The 19,812-nt window shown below is 71.2% G+C and carries 19 protein-coding genes; 12 read left to right on the top strand and 7 right to left on the bottom strand.

Features of this window, described 5'->3' with window-relative positions; genetic code table 11:
* The 4 genes from epsC (at nt 1) to CLV46_RS15020 (ending at nt 3,208) form a co-directional block, all read left to right on the top strand.
* The gene (gene epsC / locus CLV46_RS15035; protein ID WP_100365527.1) at nt 1-543 is read left to right on the top strand and encodes a serine O-acetyltransferase EpsC; all 543 of its coding nucleotides are present in this window, start codon (nt 1-3) and stop codon (nt 541-543) included.
* Nucleotides 544-572: 29 nt separating this feature from the next.
* Nucleotides 573-2,378, top strand: a complete 1,806-nt coding sequence (recQ, locus tag CLV46_RS15030; protein WP_100365526.1) for a DNA helicase RecQ — start codon at nt 573-575, stop codon at nt 2,376-2,378.
* Between the two features lie 163 nt (nt 2,379-2,541).
* Nucleotides 2,542-2,763, top strand: a complete 222-nt coding sequence (locus tag CLV46_RS15025) for a hypothetical protein (RefSeq protein ID WP_245866914.1) — start codon at nt 2,542-2,544, stop codon at nt 2,761-2,763.
* 148 nt (nt 2,764-2,911) lie between these two features.
* Nucleotides 2,912-3,208, top strand: a complete 297-nt coding sequence (locus CLV46_RS15020) for a DUF7882 family protein (protein ID WP_100365525.1) — start codon at nt 2,912-2,914, stop codon at nt 3,206-3,208.
* Between the two features lie 174 nt (nt 3,209-3,382).
* Here the strand turns inward: CLV46_RS15020 and CLV46_RS15015 are convergent, their stop codons facing one another.
* Nucleotides 3,383-3,652: a hypothetical protein gene (locus CLV46_RS15015; protein WP_157802353.1), complete on the bottom strand. Its 270-nt coding sequence runs from the start codon at nt 3,650-3,652 to the stop codon at nt 3,383-3,385.
* Nucleotides 3,653-3,762: 110 nt separating this feature from the next.
* On the opposite strand from CLV46_RS15015, the gene CLV46_RS15010 reads away from it, so the two are divergent.
* The 3 genes from CLV46_RS15010 to CLV46_RS15000 are packed head-to-tail and all read left to right on the top strand — an operon-like array spanning nt 3,763 to nt 6,646.
* Complete coding sequence (locus CLV46_RS15010; protein ID WP_425430413.1) at nt 3,763-4,395, top strand: TetR/AcrR family transcriptional regulator; 633 nt, start codon at nt 3,763-3,765, stop codon at nt 4,393-4,395.
* Nucleotides 4,392-6,086: an MDR family MFS transporter gene (locus CLV46_RS15005; RefSeq protein ID WP_100365522.1), complete on the top strand. Its 1,695-nt coding sequence runs from the start codon at nt 4,392-4,394 to the stop codon at nt 6,084-6,086. Before CLV46_RS15010 ends, CLV46_RS15005 begins: the two co-directional genes overlap by 4 nt.
* 2 nt (nt 6,087-6,088) lie before the next feature.
* Nucleotides 6,089-6,646 (top strand): 4'-phosphopantetheinyl transferase family protein, encoded by a 558-nt coding sequence (locus tag CLV46_RS15000; RefSeq protein WP_100365521.1) that lies wholly within the window; start codon nt 6,089-6,091, stop codon nt 6,644-6,646.
* Here CLV46_RS15000 and ligD read toward each other — a convergent pair.
* The 3 genes from ligD to CLV46_RS14985 all read right to left on the bottom strand — a co-directional run bounded on the left by ligD (nt 6,643) and on the right by CLV46_RS14985 (nt 13,164).
* A complete protein-coding gene (gene ligD / locus CLV46_RS14995; RefSeq protein WP_100365520.1) occupies nt 6,643-7,614 on the bottom strand; it encodes a non-homologous end-joining DNA ligase in 972 nt (323 codons plus the stop codon). The two genes, CLV46_RS15000 and ligD, sit on opposite strands and share 4 nt — an antisense overlap.
* A gap of 298 nt (nt 7,615-7,912) precedes the next feature.
* Entirely contained in the window at nt 7,913-9,232 is a 1,320-nt protein-coding gene (locus CLV46_RS14990; RefSeq protein WP_100365519.1) for a M1 family metallopeptidase, read from the bottom strand.
* The gene (locus tag CLV46_RS14985) at nt 9,232-13,164 is read right to left on the bottom strand and encodes a Pls/PosA family non-ribosomal peptide synthetase (RefSeq protein ID WP_100365518.1); all 3,933 of its coding nucleotides are present in this window, start codon (nt 13,162-13,164) and stop codon (nt 9,232-9,234) included. Before CLV46_RS14985 ends, CLV46_RS14990 begins: the two co-directional genes overlap by 1 nt.
* 125 nt (nt 13,165-13,289) lie before the next feature.
* On the opposite strand from CLV46_RS14985, the gene CLV46_RS14980 reads away from it, so the two are divergent.
* Nucleotides 13,290-13,553, top strand: a complete 264-nt coding sequence (locus tag CLV46_RS14980) for a hypothetical protein (protein ID WP_100365517.1) — start codon at nt 13,290-13,292, stop codon at nt 13,551-13,553.
* A 134-nt stretch (nt 13,554-13,687) separates the two neighbouring features.
* Here the strand turns inward: CLV46_RS14980 and CLV46_RS14975 are convergent, their stop codons facing one another.
* A complete protein-coding gene (locus CLV46_RS14975) occupies nt 13,688-14,299 on the bottom strand; it encodes a TetR/AcrR family transcriptional regulator (protein WP_100365516.1) in 612 nt (203 codons plus the stop codon).
* A gap of 78 nt (nt 14,300-14,377) precedes the next feature.
* On the opposite strand from CLV46_RS14975, the gene CLV46_RS14970 reads away from it, so the two are divergent.
* Nucleotides 14,378-15,085 (top strand): SDR family NAD(P)-dependent oxidoreductase, encoded by a 708-nt coding sequence (locus tag CLV46_RS14970; protein WP_100365515.1) that lies wholly within the window; start codon nt 14,378-14,380, stop codon nt 15,083-15,085.
* Nucleotides 15,086-15,149: 64 nt separating this feature from the next.
* On the top strand, nt 15,150-15,554 hold the full coding sequence (locus tag CLV46_RS14965; RefSeq protein WP_100365514.1) for a YybH family protein: 405 nt from the start codon (nt 15,150-15,152) through the stop codon (nt 15,552-15,554).
* Nucleotides 15,555-15,559: 5 nt separating this feature from the next.
* On the opposite strand, the gene sigJ is transcribed toward CLV46_RS14965, so the two are convergent.
* Both sigJ and CLV46_RS14955 read right to left on the bottom strand, forming a co-directional pair.
* On the bottom strand, nt 15,560-16,465 hold the full coding sequence (gene sigJ, locus CLV46_RS14960; protein WP_100365513.1) for an RNA polymerase sigma factor SigJ: 906 nt from the start codon (nt 16,463-16,465) through the stop codon (nt 15,560-15,562).
* Complete coding sequence (locus CLV46_RS14955; RefSeq protein ID WP_157802352.1) at nt 16,455-18,041, bottom strand: cytochrome b; 1,587 nt, start codon at nt 18,039-18,041, stop codon at nt 16,455-16,457. The genes sigJ and CLV46_RS14955 overlap by 11 nt, the downstream gene beginning before the upstream one ends.
* Before the next feature lie 154 nt (nt 18,042-18,195).
* Here CLV46_RS14955 and CLV46_RS14950 point away from each other — a divergent pair, with 154 nt between their 5' ends.
* Both CLV46_RS14950 and CLV46_RS14945 read left to right on the top strand, forming a co-directional pair.
* Entirely contained in the window at nt 18,196-18,987 is a 792-nt protein-coding gene (locus CLV46_RS14950) for an alpha/beta hydrolase (RefSeq protein WP_100365511.1), read from the top strand.
* Nucleotides 18,988-19,000: 13 nt separating this feature from the next.
* Nucleotides 19,001-19,789: a MerR family transcriptional regulator gene (locus tag CLV46_RS14945; protein ID WP_100365510.1), complete on the top strand. Its 789-nt coding sequence runs from the start codon at nt 19,001-19,003 to the stop codon at nt 19,787-19,789.
* Nucleotides 19,790-19,812: the final 23 nt, after the last annotated feature.

Raw genomic sequence — 19,812 nt, 5'->3', positions numbered from 1 at the left:
GTGGGGGTCCGTGACGACATCGCCGGAGCGCGCCGCCGGGATCCGGCGGCGCGCTCCGCGTTCGAGGTGTGGCTGCTGTACTCGGGGCTCCATGCCGTGTGGTGGTACCGGTTCGCGCACCGGCTCTGGCGCGCCCGGCTCCGCCTGCTCGCCCGCGTGGTGTCGCAGCTCGCCCGCTTCTTCACCGGTATCGAGATCCACCCCGGCGCGACGATCGGCCGACGGCTGTTCATCGACCACGGCATGGGCGTGGTCATCGGCGAGACGGCGGTGATCGGCGACGACGTGATGATGTACCACGGCGTGACCCTCGGCGGCACGACGGCGAATCCGGTGAAGCGGCACCCGACGGTCGGGGACCGCGTCGTCATCGGAGCGGGCGCGTCGCTGCTCGGCGACATCACGGTCGGCGACGACAGCGTCGTGGGTGCCGGGGCGGTCGTCATCCGCTCGGCTCCGCCTCGCTCGCTGCTCGTCGGTGTGCCCGCCGCCGTGCGTCCCCAGAAGCACGACTACTCCACCGAGTTCGGCTGGGAGATCTGAGCGTCGGGAGCGTTCCGTACACTCGTCGGGTGACGTCCGCCCTGTCCGTGCTCGACACCGTCTTCGGGTACGACAGCTTCCGCGGTCAGCAGGCCGAGATCGTCGACCACGTCATCTCCGGTGGCGACGCCCTCGTGCTCATGCCGACCGGCGGCGGCAAGTCGCTGTGCTACCAGGTGCCCGCGCTCGTGCGCCCCGGCACCGGCGTCGTCGTCTCGCCGCTCATCGCCCTCATGCAAGACCAGGTGGATGCGCTCACCGCCGTGGGCGCCCGTGCCGGCTTCCTCAACTCCACCCAGTCGCCCGACCAGCGGATGGCCGTCGAGCGAGCCCTCCTCGCCGGCGAACTCGACCTGCTGTACCTCGCGCCGGAACGGCTCAAGGTGTCGTCGACCCTCGCCCTGCTCGACCGGGCCGAGCTCGCGCTGTTCGCCATCGACGAGGCGCACTGCGTCGCGCAGTGGGGTCATGACTTCCGTCCGGACTACCTCGGTCTCACGGTGCTGCACGAGCGTTGGCCCAGCGTGCCGCGCATCGCGCTCACGGCGACCGCGACCGAGGCGACGCATCGCGAGATCACGGAGCGACTGCAGCTGCAGGACGCCCGGCATTTCGTCGCGAGCTTCGACCGACCGAACATCCAGTACCGCATCGAGGGCAAGAACGAGCCGGTCAAGCAGCTCCTGAGTCTCATCCGCACCGAGCACCCGGGCGACGCCGGGATCGTCTATTGCCTCTCGCGCGCCTCGGTCGAGAAGACGGCACAGGCGCTGAACGACGCCGGCGTTCCGGCTCTGCCGTATCACGCGGGCCTCGACACGGCCACGCGTGCCGCGAACCAGTCGCGGTTCCTGCGTGAGGACGGCATCGTGATGGTCGCCACGATCGCGTTCGGGATGGGCATCGACAAGCCCGACGTGCGCTTCGTCGCCCACCTCGACCTGCCGAAGAGCGTGGAGGGCTACTACCAGGAGACCGGCCGCGCCGGACGTGACGGACTGCCCTCGACCGCCTGGCTCGCCTACGGGCTGCAGGATGTCGTGCAGCAGCGTCAGCTCATCGACAAGTCCGAGGGCGATGCGGCGTTCAAACGGCGCGCGAGTCAGCACCTCGACGCGATGCTCGCGCTGTGCGAGACCATCGAGTGCCGCCGGGTGCAGCTGCTGGCGTACTTCGGGCAGCAGTCCGAGCCGTGCGGCAATTGCGACACGTGCCTCACCCCGCCGGAGTCGTTCGACGGCACCGTTCCGGCGCAGAAGCTCCTCTCGACCGTCGTGCGGTTGTGGCGCGAGCGCCACCAGCGCTTCGGAGCGGGGCACCTCATCGACATCCTGCTCGGCAAGCAGACCCCGCGCATGGCGCAGTACGGCCACGACCAGCTCAGCACCTTCGGCATCGGCACCGAATTGAGCGAACAGGAGTGGCGCGGCGTCGTGCGGCAGCTGCTCGCCCAGCAGTTGCTGGCCGTCCACGGCGACGGGTACGGCACGATCGTGCTCACCGAGGGGTCGGCGTCGGTGCTCAACGGATCGCGGCAGGTGCGACTGCGGCGGGATCCGGTCGCCTCCCGCGGGGGACGCAAGCTGCGCAGTGCCGCCGCGGCCGAACTGCCCTCCGGCGCCCAGCCGCTGTTCGAACGGTTGCGCGCCTGGCGCGCGGGCGTGGCACGCGAACAGGGTGTGCCCGCCTATGTCGTGTTCGGCGACGCGACCTTGCGCGGGATCGCGGCCACCCGCCCGGGATCCCTCGAAGCGCTGTCGACGATCAGCGGAGTCGGGGAGAAGAAGCTCGAGTCGTACGGCGAGGCGGTGCTCGAACTCGTGTCCCAGGGGTGAACCCGCGCGTCGACTTGACAAGCGACGTGCTCTTGCTGAGAAATCACCCGGGACTCTTGTCCCCCGGCTGTCCCCCGGCGTGTCATGGTTCGGACACCGATGGCACCCCGCGGACGGGGCGCGCTCGAAGCTGTCGGTGGGGAACAGGCAACGGGAGCACCACATGACACTGATGACGGATAGCGCGACCGCCACCGAAACGGACGCGGTCCCGCGCACGCAATGGAGCGCTGTGCAGGCCGGACTCTGGGTGGGACGGCGTGACGGCGAGTTCGCCGGCATGATCGAGCAGATCTGGGGCAGCGGCTACCAGGTCACGACGCGCCTGGGCAAGACCCTGGGCGTGTTCGGCACCATGGAGGAGGCGCAGCAGGCACTGCGCTGAGAAACCCATCGACCGGCACCCCCGCTCCTGAGAGCGGGGGTGTTGTCGCGCCTACCGTTGGGTGAACGCATGTGTCAACCCCCCACGAGCATCTTCGCGGGCGGGTAACTTTCACTGGTCGGGTGTCACGCAGGGGAAGGGATGCGGGTTGGGGGTTCTGCTCTACGGTGATCGGCCGCAACGCATCGAGATCGAAGACCGCACCCTCGCACACCTGCAGGTGGTGATCGGCTCGAAGCTGCGCCGCCGCGAATCGTTCTTCTTCACGTTCACGGAGGGGCGCGGCGAGACGAGGGCGAGCGTCTGGATCTCGCCGGCCGTCCCCATCCGGTTCAAGTACTTCGGCACGCGCCCGCCGACCCTCAACCGCGAGTGGCTCGAGCGCTTGTCCGCGTCGGCGAACACGCCCGGGGGGCTCGTGCTGCTCGAGGAGCAGACGGACTGACGCCGCCGCCCAGCTGGGCGCGCAATGTGGGGATCGCGCCGATCGTTGCGCGACGCCCATCCCGTATGCGGGACTGCCGTGTGAGGCGCCCCATCGGTGCGGGAGCACCGGTGTCGCGGCGTCCGCGACAAGGTTCAGGAGCCGCGGGCGCCCGGGCGTCGTCCGCTCGGCGCGCTACTCCGGTGTGTCGGAGGCGCGTCGCGACATGCGGATGACGTGGTCGAGGGCGGCCTGCAGCAGCTCCCCGAGGCTCTCCTCTTCGGCCGGGCTGTAGGTGCCCCGCTCCGTCTCCCGGTGCAGCACGCGCAGCGCTTCGAGGATCGCCTCCGCGCGAGCCCATTCGCCGGCGTGCGCGCCCGCGCCGAATGCGCGCTCGTCCGCCCGCACCGAACGCCAGGCGTGCAGCAGTTGCCGCTCCGCCGAGCTGCTGAGGATGTGGTTCATGTCGCCTCTCCCGGCCAGTGTGCGGGCGATGCGCCGCGTCGTCGGCGATTTGCAGTCGACGATCAGGATGCGCGTTGCACTCAATGCGATGAAGTGCAAGAATGCACTACGTGACTAATAGTGCAACTCCGTCGACGCGTGAGCAACGTCGCGAGAAGACGGCCGCGCGCCTCACGACAGCCTCCCGGCGCCTGACGGCCGAGCGTGGCCTCAGCGGCTTCACCGTCGAGGAGCTGTGCTCCGAAGTCGGCGTCTCCCGGCGTACCTTCTTCAACTACTTCCCCTCCAAAGAGGAGGCGGTGCTCGGCGTCGACGAGGCCGACGAAGGCCAGCGTCTCGCCGAGCGTTTCCTCGCCCTCGGGTCCCGCGGCTGGCCCGCGGTGATCGACGATCTCGTCGACCTCGCGCGCGAACACGTCCGCACCGATGACCTCGGCCTCGCAGAACGCGCGGACCTCCACGCCGCCATCATGCGGGAACCGCGTCTCCTCGCCCGGTTCCTCGGGCAGACGCAGGACCGCGAACGCGGTCTCATCGAGCTCGTCGCGCTGCGGGAGGGGGTCGGCACCGACGATCCTCGAGCCCGCACCGCCGTGCACATCGTCTTCGTGCTGCTCCGAGACGCGAGCGACCGCATCCTCGCGCACGGCGCGGTCGAGGAGTTCGACCGCGCCCTCACCGCATCCCTCGACGCGGCTCGCGCCGTGCTCGCCCCGTCGCCCTCCCGGAAGGACACCCCGTGACCACCGCCGCCAGCCCCTCCACCCGCGGCGCCGACGCGCCGTTCCTGCTCACCCAGCGCCGCATCTGGATCATCTTCGCCGCGCTCATCTCGGGCATGCTGCTCTCGAGCCTCGACCAGACGATCGTCTCGACCGCCATGCCCACGATCGTCGGTGAACTCGGCGGCGTGGAGCACCAGGTGTGGGTGACGACCGCCTACCTGCTCGCCACGACGATCGTCATGCCCGTGTACGGCAAGTTCGGCGACGTGCTGGGCCGCCGGAACCTGTTCCTCGTCGCCATCGCGCTGTTCACCCTCGCCTCGGTCGGCTGCGCGTTCGCGGGCGACTTCTGGGCCCTCGTGGTGTTCCGCGCCATCCAGGGCCTCGGCGGCGGCGGGCTCATGATCCTCTCGCAGGCGATCATCGCCGACATCGTGCCGGCGTCGGAGCGGGGCAAGTACCTCGGGCCCCTCGGCGCGGTCTTCGGACTCTCTGCCGTCGGCGGTCCCCTCCTCGGTGGGCTCTTCGTCGACCACCTCACCTGGCAGTGGGCGTTCTACATCAACATCCCGATCGGCATCGCGGCGTTCGTCATCGCCTGGTTCACCCTCACCCTGCCGAGCAAGAAGGCGACGGCCCCGATCGACATCCTCGGTGTGCTCACCCTGTCGGCCGCGACGACGTGCCTGATCTTCTTCACCGACTTCGGCGGCGACTCCGCCCACGGCTGGGACGACCCGCTCACCTGGCTCTTCGGAGCTGGGCTCGTGGTGGCCGCACTGCTGTTCGTGCTCGTCGAGTCGCGCGCGAAGGACCCGATCATCCCGCTGTCGCTCTTCCGCAACCCGATCTTCGTCAACGCGACCGCGATCGGACTCACCCTCGGGCTCGGCATGTTCGCCGCGATCGGGTTCATCCCGACGTTCCTGCAGATGTCGTCGGGCACGTCGGCCGCCGAGTCCGGGCTGCTCATGCTGCCGATGATGGTCGGGCTCATGGGAACCTCGATCGCCTCCGGAATCGCGATCACCCGCACCGGGCGGTACAAGATGTATCCGATCCTCGGCACCCTCGTCACGGGGGCGGCCATGGTGGCCATGACGAGTCTGAGTGCCGAGACGCCGATCTGGCTCATCTGCGTCTTCCTCTTCGTCTTCGGCGCCGGGCTCGGGCTGATCATGCAGGTCGTGGTGCTCGTGACGCAGAACTCGGTGAGTCCCTCGCTCATCGGCACGGCGACGAGCACGAACAACTACTTCCGCGAGGTCGGGGCGTCGCTCGGCGTCGCCGTGTTCGGCACGATCTTCACCACCCGGCTCACCGAGAACCTCACCGGCGTGTTCGCGGCGGCGGGGGCGAGCGCCGCCGACGCCTCGTCGTCGGCGGCGACGATCGACCCGCGGACCCTCCAGTCGCTGCCGGACGAGGTGCGCGATGGCATCGTCGCGGCGTACGCCGACGCCCTCGCCCCGGTCTTCTGGTACCTGCTGCCGTTCATCGGGCTCGCCTTCGTGCTGTCGCTGTTCCTCAAGCAGATCCCGTTGTCGGATGTGGCGGGTCTCGTGGCCCGAGGCGAAGCGGTCGGCGGCGCCGAGGCCGAGGCGCTCGAGGCTGCGCGGCGCGGGGTGCCGTCCGCGGGCGACGCGTCGCCGACGGCGTCCCGTGATGAGGCGTTCGTCGACGACACCGCCGACGGCGCTCGCCGCTGACCGTGCTGCTGGTCCGCAGGGTCGTCGGCGGCACCCCGGGCGCGGGTGCCGCCGACGCCCGCGCGCTCGCCGCGACGGTGCTCGGCGTGCCCGAGGACGACCTCGTCGTGTCGGCGGTCTGCCCGGATTGCGGCGGCCCGCACGGCCGTCCGTCGCTGCGGTCGCGGTCGGGCGCAGCCGTCGGGGCGTGGGTGAGCGTGACCCACGCGGGCACCGGCACGTGGGTCGCCGTCACCGACGAGGGCGACGTGGGCGTCGATGCGGAGCTCGCGGCCCAGCCGGCGGAGCGGATCGCGTCGATCGCGGCACTCGTCGGCGTCGATGCGATGGATGTGCGGCAACTCCTGCGGCGGTGGACTCGTATCGAGGCGGTGCTCAAAGCCGACGGGCGGGGACTCCGGGTCGATCCGGCCCGGGTGCTCGTCTCGGACGACGGATCCTTCGCGACGCTCGGCGACACGCGCATCCGCTACCGCTTCGTCGAGGTGGAGCAGCCGGTCGACGCCGTGCTCAGTGTCGCCGTGCGGGAGCCGGCCCAGCCCGAGCCGGCTGCCGTCTAGTCGCGGTCGTCGGGATCCGCCGGCGGCGCGGCTCCCTCGCGTTCGTCGCGATCGGCCCACTCGAGCAGCGGCGCGAGGTCGAAGACGGCGTCGTCGATGCCGGCGTGCAGGTCGCCCAGTTCGGCGAATCGCTTCGGCACCGTGGCGATCGTGAAGTCGTCGGGCTCCACCGCGTCGATCTCATCCCACCGGATGGGCGTCGAGACGGTGCCGATCGGATTGCCGCGCACCGAGTAGGCGGCCGCGATGGTGTGATCCCGCGCGTTCTGGTTGTAGTCCACGAAGAGCGCCTTCGGGTCGCGGTCGCGCCGCCACCATTCCGTCGTGACCTCATCCGGGGCTCGTCGCTCGACCTCGCGCGCGAACGCGAGTGCCGCCCGGCGCACGTCGTCGAACCCGTGCTCCGGCTTGATGCGCACGTAGATGTGGATGCCGCGGCCGCCGGAGGTCTTCGGCCATCCGGTCGCGCCGATCTCGTCGAGCACCTCGTGGGCGATGTGGGCGACCCGCCGCACGCGGTCGAACCCGCACTCCGGCATGGGGTCGAGGTCGATGCGCCACTCGTCAGGCTGCTCGACGTGCGCCCGGCGGCTGTTCCACGGGTGGAACTCGACGGTCGACATCTGCACCGCCCACGCGACCTGCGCGAGCTCGGTGACGCACAGCTCATCCGCCGTGCGCTTGTACCGCGGAAAGAACACCTGCACCGTCTCCATCCACGGCGGCGCCCCGTACGGCAGGCGCTTCTGATGCACCTTCTCGCCGGCGACACCCTCCGGGAACCGGTGCATCATGCACGGCCGCTCCCGCAGTGCGTTCACGATGCCGTCGCCGACGGAGAGGTAGTAGTTCACGAGGTCGAGCTTCGTCTCGCCGCGCGCCGGGAAGTACACCCGGTCCGGATTGCTGATGCGCACCGTGCGCCCACCGACCTCGATCTCGACCGCGGGACTGCTCGCCTTCGCCATGCCCCGACCCTAGGGGCGGCCGGATGTGCGACGGAAGGTGCTCCACCGTTCCCCGAGCTTCGCCCCGTTCCCTGAGCCCGTCGAAGGGAACCGCCGTACGGCCCGCTTCGACAGGCTCAGCGAGCGTGCGTTCCCTGAGCCTGTCGAAGGGAACCGCCGTACGGCCCGCTTCGACAGGCTCAGCGAGCGTGCGTTCCCTGAGCCTGTCGAAGGGAACCGCCGTACGACCCGCTTCGACAGGCTCAGCGAGCGTGCGTTCCCTGAGCCCGTCGAAGGGAACCGCCGTGCGACCGCCGCGTCAGCGGGGGAGGGCGGGCAGCGCCGCGGTGTGCAACCACGCGTCGGCCCACGCGGTGAGGTCCGCGCCGGTCGACGCCTCGGCGAGGGCGACGAAGTCCGCCGTCGTGGCGACCTCGCCGCGGTACTCGTCGCACCAGCGGCGCAGCACGCCGAAGAACGCGTCGTCCCCGACACCGAGTCGCAGCGCGTGCAGGGCGACCGCGCCGCGCTTGTACACGCGGTCGTCGAACATGTCGCGGGCGCCCGGATCGTCGAGCACGAGCTGCTGCGGTTTCGCGGCGAGCCCGGCGTGGTGGTCGCGGGCGCAGGCGTCGGCGCTCGGGCCGCCGCGCTCCTCCGACCACAACCACTCGGCGTAACAGGCGAACCCCTCGTTGAGCCAGATGTGCTGCCACGCGGCGACGCCGACGCTGTTGCCGAACCACTGGTGGGCGAGTTCGTGGGCGACGAGGCGTTCCGAGCCGCCGATGCCGTCGATGAGGTTCGCCCCGAAGATCGCGAGGCTCTGCGCCTCGAGCGGGATCTCGAGCGGATCCGGCGTGACGACCACGGCGTATCCGTCGAAGGGGTACGGACCGAAGCGGTCGATGAACAGCGCCATCATGCGGTCCAGCGCGCCGAGGTCCGCCCGCACCCGCCGGGCGAGCGGGCGCGGATAGGCGAGCACGCCCGGTACACCCGCGAGGTCCACCGCATCCGTCGTGTAGCGGCCGATCTGCACCGTCGCGAGGTAGGTCGCGGTGGGCTGCTGCTGCACGTAGTGCCAGGTGCGATCGCCGCGGGAGGCCGTCGATCCCGCGAGCCGGCCGTTCGCGATCACGGTGTACGCCGCATCCGTCGTTACCCGGATGTCGTAGGTCGCCTTGTCGCTCGGCCGGTCGTTGCACGGGAACCAGGTGGACGCTCCGCTCGGCTGCGCCGCGACGATGACGCCGTCTTCGAGTTCCTCCCAGCCGACCGATCCCCACGGGCTCCGCCGCGGGCGCGGCGCGCCCGAGTATTCGACCCGCACCGAGAACCGGCTGCCCGCCTCGATCGTGGAGCGGGCGGCGACGATGAGCTTGTGCGCCGTCTGCCGGTGGGCGGTCGGATCCCCGTCGACGAGCACCCGCGTCGCCTTGAGGGTCGACAGGTCGAGCTCGATGCGCGAGAGCGACGTCAACGCGACCGCTTCGATCACGGCGACGCCCTGCATCCGGTTCGACGCGACCCGGTACCGCAGGTCGAGGGCGTACGAGTCGACGGCGTAGTCGAGGCTGCCGTTGCCGGGAACGTAAGGGTCCGCGGTTCTCGAGTGCGTGCGGAGGGCGGCCGCCATCAGGCGCCGACGGGGTAGTACACCGCGGTGGTGACCTCGCGCCACGGCCCGATGGGGTTGCCGCTCCAGCGCGTGCCCTCCGGTACGAGCTCGCCGCGCATGACGAGCGACGCCGGTCCGACGGTGCCGTGGGCGCCGATCTGCGCGGCCGGCAGCACGACGCTGTGGGGACCGAGCGTCGCCCCGGCGCGCAAGGTCACCTCATCCATGCTCATTATTCGATCATGGAAGAGGTGGGTCTGCACGACGCAGCCGCGATTCACCGTCGAGCCGTCGTCGAGCCGCGCGAGATCCGGTTCGGGCAGCCAGTAGGTCTCGCACCACACCCCGCGTCCGATCTTCGCCCCGAGGCTGCGCAGCCACAGGGTGAGCGCAGGGGTTCCGGATGCGGCGTTGGCGAACCAGGGCGCGGCCACCATCTCGGTGAAGACGTCGACGACCTCGGTGCGCCACACGAACGACGACCAGAGCGGATGCTCGCTCGCGCGCATCCGTCCGACGAGGGCCCACTTGGCGGCCGTGCTCACGGCCGCGGCGAGGACGCCGCCGGCCAGCAGCACCGGTCCGCTCAGCAGGATCGCGGCAAGAAGCCCGAGCGCCTCCGTCAGCGCCGCGAGCACGACGAGCACCGCGAGGCCGAGTCCGCACGTGACGACGACCGGCACGAACCGGCACGCCTCCCACAGGGCACGGGCGACGCGCAGGCGCCGCGGCGGCGCGAACGTGCGGGCCGGATCGCCCTCGGTGACGCTGCGGCGCAGCCGCACCGCGGGGGAGCCGAGCCACGACGAGCCCGCCTTCGACTTGGGCGGCGCGGCCGAGAGTACGGCGACGAGCCCGTCCTTGGGCACCCGGTTGCCGCCGGCCGCCATGCCGGAGTTGCCGAGGAACGCGCGGCGGCCGATCTCGACCTCGGCGATGCGCATCCATCCGCCGCCGAGCTCGTATCCGGCCACGAGGGTGTCGTCGGCGAGGAACGCGCCGTCGCGGATCGTCGTCATCCGCGGCAGCAGCAGCACCGTCGACGCCTCGACGTCGCGACCGACCTTCGCCCCGAGCATCCGCAGCCACACCGGGGTGAGCATGCTCGAGTAGATGGGGAAGAGCAGCTCACGGGCGAGGTCGAGCAGCCGCTCGGTGCACCACGCCTGCCAGCCGACGCGGCTGTGCACCGGGTAGACGCCTTCGCGCATCCCGAGGCCGAGCAGCCGCACGATGCCGACGACGGCGAGGGCGAGCACGAGCCCGGTGACCACGGTCGCCGGCACGAGGGCGAGGGCGGATCGCGCCGCGACCTCGCCCAGGGTGTCGCTTCCGCGCACGGCGAGGGCGACGATGAGACCACCCGCCGCGAGCGCCATCACCGGGATGAGCGAGATGAGCACCGACGACGCCCCGAACGCCCAGTACCAGCGGCGCGGCCGTGGGGCGCGCTCGTCGGGCCACCAGCCGCGGGCCTTGCCGACGCGCACGGCGGGGGAGCCCGCCCACAGCTGCCCGGAGCGCACCCGCCCGAACACCGACGAGCCGGGCGCGATCTCCGCGCGCTTGCCGATCCGGGTGCCCGGCAGCAGGGTGCTGCGCGCGCCGACGGTCGCCTCCGCGCCGATGCGCAGCGCGCCGATGCGCACGATGTCGCCGTCGATCCAGTAGCCGGCGAGGTCGACCTCCGGCTCGATGGAGGCGCCACGACCGATCGTGAGCAGTCCGGTGACGGGCGGCACGGAGTGCAACTCGACGTCCGCCGCGACGCGCGCGCCGAGGGCGCGGGCGTAGTAGGTGATCCACGGCGCCCCGGCGAGGCTGACGGCCCCGACCTGGTGGGCGACCTGCTCGGCGACCCACAGCCGCAGGTGCACGCCGCCGCCGCGCGGGTAGTCGCCGGGCTGCAGTCCGTGCAGCAGCAGCCGCGCGCTCACCGCGGAGATCGTCATGCGCCCGAACGGCGTCGCGAAGAGCAGCAGTCCGATCGCGAGCACCCACGGCGACACCGACGGGAACCCCTCCCACCCCGGCTGCGACGCGAGCACGGTGGAGGCCGTGAGGGCGTAGGCGAGCCAGCGGATGCCGCTCAACATGAACAACGGGATGCCCAGCAGCGTCTGCAGCACCTGCATCCGCCGCGGGGTGGGCGTGACGCGGTGATAGTCGGTGCGCGCCGGCTCCGAGTCGCCCTCGCGGGCGGCGAGCGCATCCGCGAGGGCGCCGAGCCGCGGATGCTCGTAGAGCTCGGCGACGGTGAAGTCGGCGTGCCGGCGGCGGATGCGGCTCACGAGCTGCGCGGCGGCGAGCGAACTGCCGCCGAGGTCGAAGAAGTTCGCGTCGACGCTCTCCACGGGCAGTCCGAGCACCGCGCGCCAGTCGGCGGCGAGCTCGCGCACCGCATCCGGCAGCGTCGCCTCCGCGTCGCCCGTGCCGGGCAACGGCCACGGCAGGGCGGCCTTGTCGACCTTGCCGGAGGTGCGGGTCGGCAGGTCGTCGACGACGGCGAGCAGCGGCACGAGCGGCGCCGGGAGTCGTTCCCGCAGTCGCGCGGCGGCAGCCGCGGCGTCGAACGCGGTCGCGTCGAGCACGGCGAGGTAGCCGACGAGCACCTGCACCCCCGCCTCGGTCGTGCGCACCGCCGCGGCGGCGCCGGAGACCCCGGGCAGCTCCTGCAGCGCCGACTCGATCTCGCCGAGCTCGATGCGGCGGCCTCCGACCTTCACCTGGTCGTCGGCGCGACCCTGGAACACGAGTCCGGTGCCGTCGAACCGCACGAGGTCGCCGCTGCGGTAGGCACGCTCCCAGCCCAGGCCCGCGTGCGGTGCGTACTTCTCGGCGTCCTTCGCCGGGTCGAGGTAGCGTGCGAGGCCCACCCCGCCGATCACGAGTTCCCCGGGCTCACCGTCCGCGACGGGCGTGCCGTCGGGGCCGACGACCGCGAGGTCCCACCCGTCGAGGGGCAGTCCGATGCGCACCGGCGCCGAGCCGTCGAGCGGGGCGGCGCACGCGACCACGGTGGCCTCGGTGGGGCCGTAGGTGTTCCACACCTCGCGTCCGTCGGTCGCGAGCCGGGCGGCGAGTTCCGGCGGGCACGCCTCGCCGCCGAAGATGAGCATGCGCACGTTCTCGAGCGACTCGGCCGGCCACAGCGATGCGAGCGTCGGCACGGTCGACACGATCGTGATGCCGCGGGTCTGCAGCCACGGACCGAGATCCGCGCCGCTGCGCACGAGCGAGCGGGGCGCGGGCACGAGGCACGCGCCGTGCCGCCAGGCGAGCCACATCTCCTCGCACGACGCGTCGAACGCGACGCTCAATCCGGCGAGCACGCGGTCGTTCGGCCCCATCGGCTCGTGCTGCAGGAACAGCCGCGCCTCGGCATCCACGAACGCGGCCGCACTGCGGTGCGAGACGGCGACACCCTTCGGGGTGCCGGTCGAGCCCGACGTGAAGATGATCCACGCGTCGTCGTCGACGGTCGGCGGGTCGATGATCGGCGAACTCGCCGTGCTCGGATGCGGTGCCGGCGCCGTGAGGATCGGCTCCGGTCGCGCGTCGGCGGTGCGCCGCGACACGTATCCTCCGTCGCCGACGACGCCCACCACATCCGCTTCGCCGAAGACGAGGCGGGCCCGCTCGTCCGGATCGTCGGCGTCGACGGGCACGTACGCCGCCCCGGCGGCGATGATGCCGAGGATGGCGACGTACAGGTGGCGGGTGCCCGACCGCATCCGCACACCGACGCGGTCGCCGCGCCGCACGCCGGCCGCGTTGAGGCGCGCGCCCGTGGCGATGACGGCGGCGAGCAGCTCGCGGTAGCTCAGCGACACCTCTCCGTCATCGAGAGCGGAGGCGTCGGGGACGCGTGCGGCGGTCTCGCGCAGGATGTCGAGGAGCGTGCGCGGGGGCGCCGCGTGGTGCGACCTCAGCAATGGCGACGCGAGCACTCGACCTCCTTGCGTCCGCGGGCGCGGGACGGCCCGTCACTGTAGCGGCGCCGGGTTAACGGCTGGTTCTGCGGCTGCCGTTCAGGTAGGGCCGTCCGGTCACGTGCGCATGCGATCATGCGCGCATGTCGATGTCCGAGCCCCTGCTCCCGCACCCCGATTCCGACGACGAGCGCTCCGGCGCGGCGGAACCGGGAAGCGACGGCGCCGTCGTGCAGCCGAGCCCCGAGCCCGATGTGTTCGAACCGGATGCCGACGCGACGCCGTCCGATTCCGAGGTCGCGCTCGATGAGCTCGTCGCCAAGCGCGAGGAGGCGTCGTTCCGCACCCCCACGGGCGAGCGCCTCCGCGCCGAGGACCTCGACCCCGACGACCCGACCGGCGCCTGAGGGCACGGTTCAGCGAGCGCGTTCGTTCCCTGAGCCTGTCGAAGGGAACAGTTCGTGCGTACTCGCTTCGACAGGCTCAGCGAGCGCGTTCGTTCCCTGAGCCTGTCGAAGGGAACCGTCCGTAGCGCGCGGGTTCAGGCGGCCGTGCGCGCGTCGTCGAGGCCGAGCAGCCGCAGGCTGTTCTGCAGCAGCGGGTCGAGCTGACCCGGGTCGTTGAAGAGCTTCGCGAACAACACCATGCCCTCGATCTGGGCGACGATCGCCTTCGCGGCCTCCCGCGCGGTGCCGAAGCCCGACCGACCGGCCGCATGCTCGGGGCGGATGGCCTCCTCGACGATGTCGATCTGCTCCTCGAAGATCTGCTGCAGTCGCGCCCGCACCGGGTCGTCCTGCGCGCTCACCTCGAGCGCGAGGTTGCCGAACAGACAGCCCACCACCGCCCCGGTGCCGGCGACGGCCTGCCGCTGCACCTCGACCGTCGACGCGAACAGTCCGCGCAGGCGTTCGGTGAGCGGCTCGGCGGCCGTGAGGATGCGCAACCATTCGGCGCGCTGCTGCTCCCAGTGGGCGTCGACGACGGCGAGTGCGAGCGCCTGCTTCGACGGGAAGAAGTAGTAGAAGCTCCCCTTCGGCACTCCGGCCTCGGCGGCGATCTCCGCGACACCGATCGAGGCGTACGCCCGCTGCCCGAACAACTTGGTGCCGGCAGCGAGGATCCGGTCTCCCGCGTCTGATTTCCGTCCCATGGTTGCGATTATACGACCGGTCGGCTATAACTGTCCATGGTCGATAGTCGACCGACCGTCTACTAAAGGAAGTGCAACATGGACACACTCAAGGTCGCCGTCATCACGGGCGGCTCACAGGGCATCGGGGCTGGTCTCGTCGAGGCGTACCGCGAACTCGGATACGCCGTCGTCGCGAACTCCCGCTCGATCGGCGCGTCGGACGACGACCTCGTTCGCACCGTGTCCGGCGACATCTCCGACCCCACGGTCGCCGACGCCGTCATCCGCACGGCGATCGACGCGTTCGGTCGCGTGGACACGCTCGTCAACAACGCGGGCATCTTCATCGCCAAGCCGTTCCTCGACTACACCCAGGACGACTACGACACCGCGTTGCGCGTGAACCTCGGCGGCTTCTTCCACGTCACCCAGAAGGCCGTGGCGCAGATGGCCGAGCAGGGAGCGGGCCACGTCGTGAACGTGACCACCACCCTCGTCGAGAACGCCAACTCGAACGTGCCGTCGGCGCTCGCGTCCCTCACCAAGGGCGGCACGGCGGCGGTCGTGAAGTCGCTCGCCATCGAGTACGCGGCGCGCGGCATCCGCTTCAACGCCGTCTCGCCCGGCATCATCAAGACCCCGCTGCACGCCGAGGAGACGCACGCCACCTACGCCGGCCTGCACCCGGTCGGGCGCATGGGCACCATCGACGACGTCGTGCGCGGTGTCGTCTACCTCGAGCAGGCCCCGTTCGTCACGGGCGAGTTCCTGCACGTCGACGGCGGACAGAGCGCCGGCTACTGAAACCGATCGCGGCCGGGGGCGTCCGACTGGGCGCCCCGGCCGCCGGACTCGAAAGGCAACTCCCATGAGCACCACCGACTCGGCCGAACCGGCCGTCACCGCCACCCTCGACGCCTGGGCGGCGGGCATCCGCGCTCACCGGCCGGATGACGTCGCCTCCGTCTTCACCGACGACGCGATCTTCCAGGGGTTCGACCCCGTGCACACCGTCGGGCGGGCGGGGATCGCCGCCTACTACGACAAGCAGCCGCTCGGCCTCCGCGCCGAATACGAGATCCGTGAGATCCGCCCGATCTCCGCCGATGCCGTGCTCGCGTACGTGCGCGTCGACTTCACCCCGCCGGAGGCTGCGGTGATCCCCGTGCACCTCACCGCGGTGCTCCGCTCGACGGGCGGCGACTGGCTCATCAGTCACTACCACGTGTCGAAGATCGAGCAGCCGGTCGCGCCGGTCGCGGCGACGGCGTAGCGCGCTCACCGCCAGGCGCGGAGCTTCTCCGGATTGCTCACGCCCCAGATGCGGTCGATGCGTCCGTTCGAGACCGAAAGCGAGATGACGGCGACCGTCTGCCCGTCCCGGCGGGCGATCAGGCCGGGCACGCCGTTCACCTCGGTCTCGGCGAGCACCAGGTCGGGGGCGCGGTGACGGAGGTCGGCGAACAGCCACGCGACGCGGGCCGCACCCTCGACCGGCCGTGGGCTCGCGCCGCCGACCCCGCCGCCGTCGGCGACGGCGACCGTGTCCGGGTCGAGCAGCGGCAGCAGCGCGTCGATCTCCCCGGTCTCCCACGCGGCCTTGAACGACCGCACGAGCGCCGCGTGCTGCGCCGCATCCGCCGGTGCGCGGCGGGCACCCCGCACGCGCTTGCGTGCGGACGACGCGAGCTGCCGGCACGCCTCCGGGGAGCGGCCGACGATCTCGCCGACCTCCGCGAAGGTGTACTGGAACACGTCGTGCAGCACGAAGGCGACGCGTTCCGCGGGCGTCATCGACTCGAGCACGACGAGCAGCGCCATCGACACCGACTCGTCGAGTGTCACCCGGTCCGCCGGGTCGACGGTCGCGGTCGTGCTCTGCCACAACCCCGCCTGCGGCACGGGCTCGGGCAGCCACTGCCCGACGTAGTGCTCGCGGCGGGCACGGGCGGTGCCGAGCATGTCGAGGCAGATGCGGCTCGCCGTCGTCATGAGCCAGCTGCGGCGTGCGGTGATCCCGCGCCGTTCCTGCTCGCCGAGGCGGTGCCACCGCGCGTACGTCTCCTGCACGGCATCCTCGGCGTCGGCGAGCGAGCCGAGGATGCGGTAGCAGAGGCCGAGCAGCGCGTGGCGTTCGGCCGCGGCGTCGGGCGCCGCCGGGTCGTCGCGGCTCTCAGCGGGCATCCGACCTCGTTCCTGTCCGCTCCAGTTCTACCGGCCGCGCGTCGTCGGCGGCAGGGGTCGCCGCGCCGTCGGAGAACCAGCGCGACGCGACCGCGTGAACGCGGGTGGACACCCGGATGCGGCCGTCCGGTCCGGGGCGCACGACGGTCGGCCCCACCGGCACCGACGACAGGGCGCGGCGCTCGTCGTCGTCGATCGGCGCGTGCACCTCGATGTACTCGCCCCCCGGGAGGCGCACGATGCGCCCGGTCTCGCGTCCGTGCCGCAGCAGTTCGCGGTCCTTCGCCTGCAGGTCGAGGCAGATGCGTTTCGTGAGGAGGAACGCGACCACCGGTCCGATCAGCAGCGTCAGCTGGAGGGCGTGCACGACGTTCTCGAGGCCGAGCTGCAGTTGCGCCGCGATCACGTCGGACGCTGCGGCCGCCCACAGCACCCCGTAGAACACCATGCCGGCGACACCGGTCGCCGTGCGAGTGGGCACGTTCCGCGGGCGCTCGGGAGCGACGTGGTCGCGTCGGTCGCCGGTGAGCACGGACTCGATGAACGGGTACATGAGCGCGACGACGAGGAACAGTCCCGCGACGCCGACCGGCACGAGGATCGCGAGGGTCCAGGTGCGGTCGAGCCACACGATCTCCCATCCGGGAGGCATGAGGCGTTGTGCGCCGTCGAGGAACGCGAGATACCAGAGCGCGCCCGCCCCCGCCGCCGCATTGCCCGGGTCGGCCGGTCCGTAGATCCACACCGGGTTGATCGTCACCGCCGCGGAGACGATCGTGAGCGTCGCCGCGACGAGGAAGAACAGCGGCGCTCGACGCGTCGCCGTCGCGGCCAGCGCCCATCCGGTCGCCTTCCACCGGGGGAGGCGTTCGGGCACGCGGAGCGCGCCGAGCACCACGAACGCGATCGCGCCGGCGATGGCCAGCGGCAGTGCGAAGACGTGCAGCGGGTAGAAGAGCCCGATCGCGCCGCTCGTGCCCTGCCCCTGGAAGATGAGGAACGACAGCCAGGTGCCGACGACCGGCACCGCCTTGGTCACCCCGTCGAGCACGGCGAGGCTGCTGCCGGAGACGAGGTCGTCGGGCAGCACGACGCCGGTGAGCCCGCCCGCCATGCTCAAGAACAGCACGACGAAGACGAACACCCACGTCATCCGCGCCGGCTTGCGGTACCGGCCCGTGAAGAACAGGGCGAGCAGGTGGACGAGCAGCGCCGCGATCATGAGCGACGACGCCCATCCGTGCAGCTGCCGCGCGAACAGCCCGCCCGGCACGTCGAAGGTGATGCCGAGTGTCGACTCGAGCGCTCGCGACATCTCCGTGCCGCGCAGGGGCGCATAGTCGCCGTCGTATCGCGTCTGCTCGATCGACGGGTCATAGAACGCGGTGAGGTAGAACCCCGTGATGACGACCACGACGAAGCTCGCCACGGCGACCGGCCAGAACATGGTCGACCACCTCGGCCGCTCTCCGTTGCGCGAAAGGGCGTCGCGCAGCTTCTGCACCGCGGGCCGCTGCTGCAGCCACGAGGTCGCGCGGCTCGCGCTCGCGCCGTTTCGCTTCGCCGTGTGGTCCATCGCTCGACTCCTCGCTCGGCCGGGGAAAACCGGTCTCATGAGTACGACGAGATAGCGACGCGGAACGTGACCTCGCGCGCCGGATTCGTGCTTGAGCCTGACGCAGCGTCAACCCTGCACGCTGGACAGGCGTTGCCGAACGGAAGGGAGAGCCATGAACACCACGCCCTCGCCCCCGGCCTGGACCGGCATGGTGCCGGTCGACGACACTGCGCTGGCCGTCACCGATTCAGGTGGCTCCGGAACTCCGGTGATCTACCTCAACGGACAGTTCGCAACCCAGGGCTATTGGCGGCGGGTGATCGCCGAACTCGGGCCGGCCTGGCGGCACATCACCTACGACGAGCGAGCCCGTGGTCGAAAATCCGGACGGTCGGTGGACTATTCGTTCGAGGCGGCGGTCCGGGATGTCGGTGCCGTTCTCGACGCTCGAGGTGTCGACCGTGCGGTGGTGGTCGGGTGGTCGTACGGTGCGTTCGTCGCCGCGCACTGGGCGAGCGGCAATCCGGACCGGACGATCGGGGCGGTGCTCGTCGATGGGGCGCAGCCGCACGACTGGCTCGACGACGAGATGGAGCAAGGGATCCGAACGGTCTTCCGTCGTCTGCATTGGCTGACGGTGCCACTTCGCGTGACGGGGCTCACGCCGCGGATGACCGCCCTGGAGATGGCCGAATGCAACATCCAGGTCGGCAGGCTCGCTCGTGAACGGGAGCTCGGTCCGGTGATGGACAGGATCACCGTCCCGACCCGGTACGTTCTCGCGTCCGGGACGTCGTTCGGCAGCACGGGGGATGGGCAGGAGCGGATCCGCGCAAGCGTGCCCGCGGTGGCCGAACGCAACCCGCACATCACCATTCACGCCAAGGTCGCGAGCACTCACGGCGCGATCCTGCGCAAGGACTTCCGCACGATCGCCGACGCGGTGCGCGGCGTCGCCGGTTGAGGCAGTCTGGATCATGCTCACGATCAGTCAACTGGCCTCCTATGCCGGGGTGACGGTGCGAACGGTCAGGCACTATCACCAGATCGGCCTGCTCGACGAGCCAGGGCGCGACCACTCCGGCTACCGCAGGTATGACGCCGCCGCGGTCGTGCGGCTCATCCGCATCCGTGTGCTGGCCGACGCCGGCGTGCCCCGCGCACGAGTGCAGGAACTCCTCGTCGCCGGCCCCGAGGAGTTCGCTCACGCAGTGCGGGAGATCGACACGGCCTTGAGAGCAGACATCCGTCGGCTCCAGCGCAACCGTGAGCGGATCGCCGAGCTCGCTGCCGGCGACGATCTGGCTCTACCCAGAGTCGTCGTGGACTACCTGGACCGGCTGCGCGGGCTCGGTGTCGGGGAGGCCTACATCGAGCTCGAGCGGGACGCGTGGATCATGCTCGCCGCGCAGATCCCGGACATCGACGCCGTGATCGCCGAGAAGCACCGCCAGCTGGACGAGGACCCGGACACGATTCGGCTCTATCGCCTCCTCAGCTCCGTGTCGGAGTGGTCGCCGGACGACCCCCGAGTCGTCGAACTCGCCGACATCATCGAGCAGCTCCGCATCCGCTCGGTCGAGAGCGGAGAGGTGGAGGTCGGCGACGCCGATCCGTCGGACCCCTTCGCGGCCCTGCTCGACGCGACCATGGCCGAGTCCACGCCCGTCGCACGGCGGCTCCTGGCGATCCTCGAGCAACGTGGGTGGCGTGGCTGGGCACGGCTGGAGCGGATCCCCGAGGAGCGGATCACGCGCCATCGCTGAAACGTCGGCGCGCGACGCGCGTG

Source organism: Diaminobutyricimonas aerilata (assembly GCF_002797715.1).
In the GTDB taxonomy this organism is placed as follows: Bacteria; Actinomycetota; Actinomycetes; order Actinomycetales; family Microbacteriaceae; genus Diaminobutyricimonas; species Diaminobutyricimonas aerilata.
The sequence above is the reverse complement of the archived record's forward strand: the minus strand, read 5'-3'. Positions and strand labels throughout refer to the sequence as shown.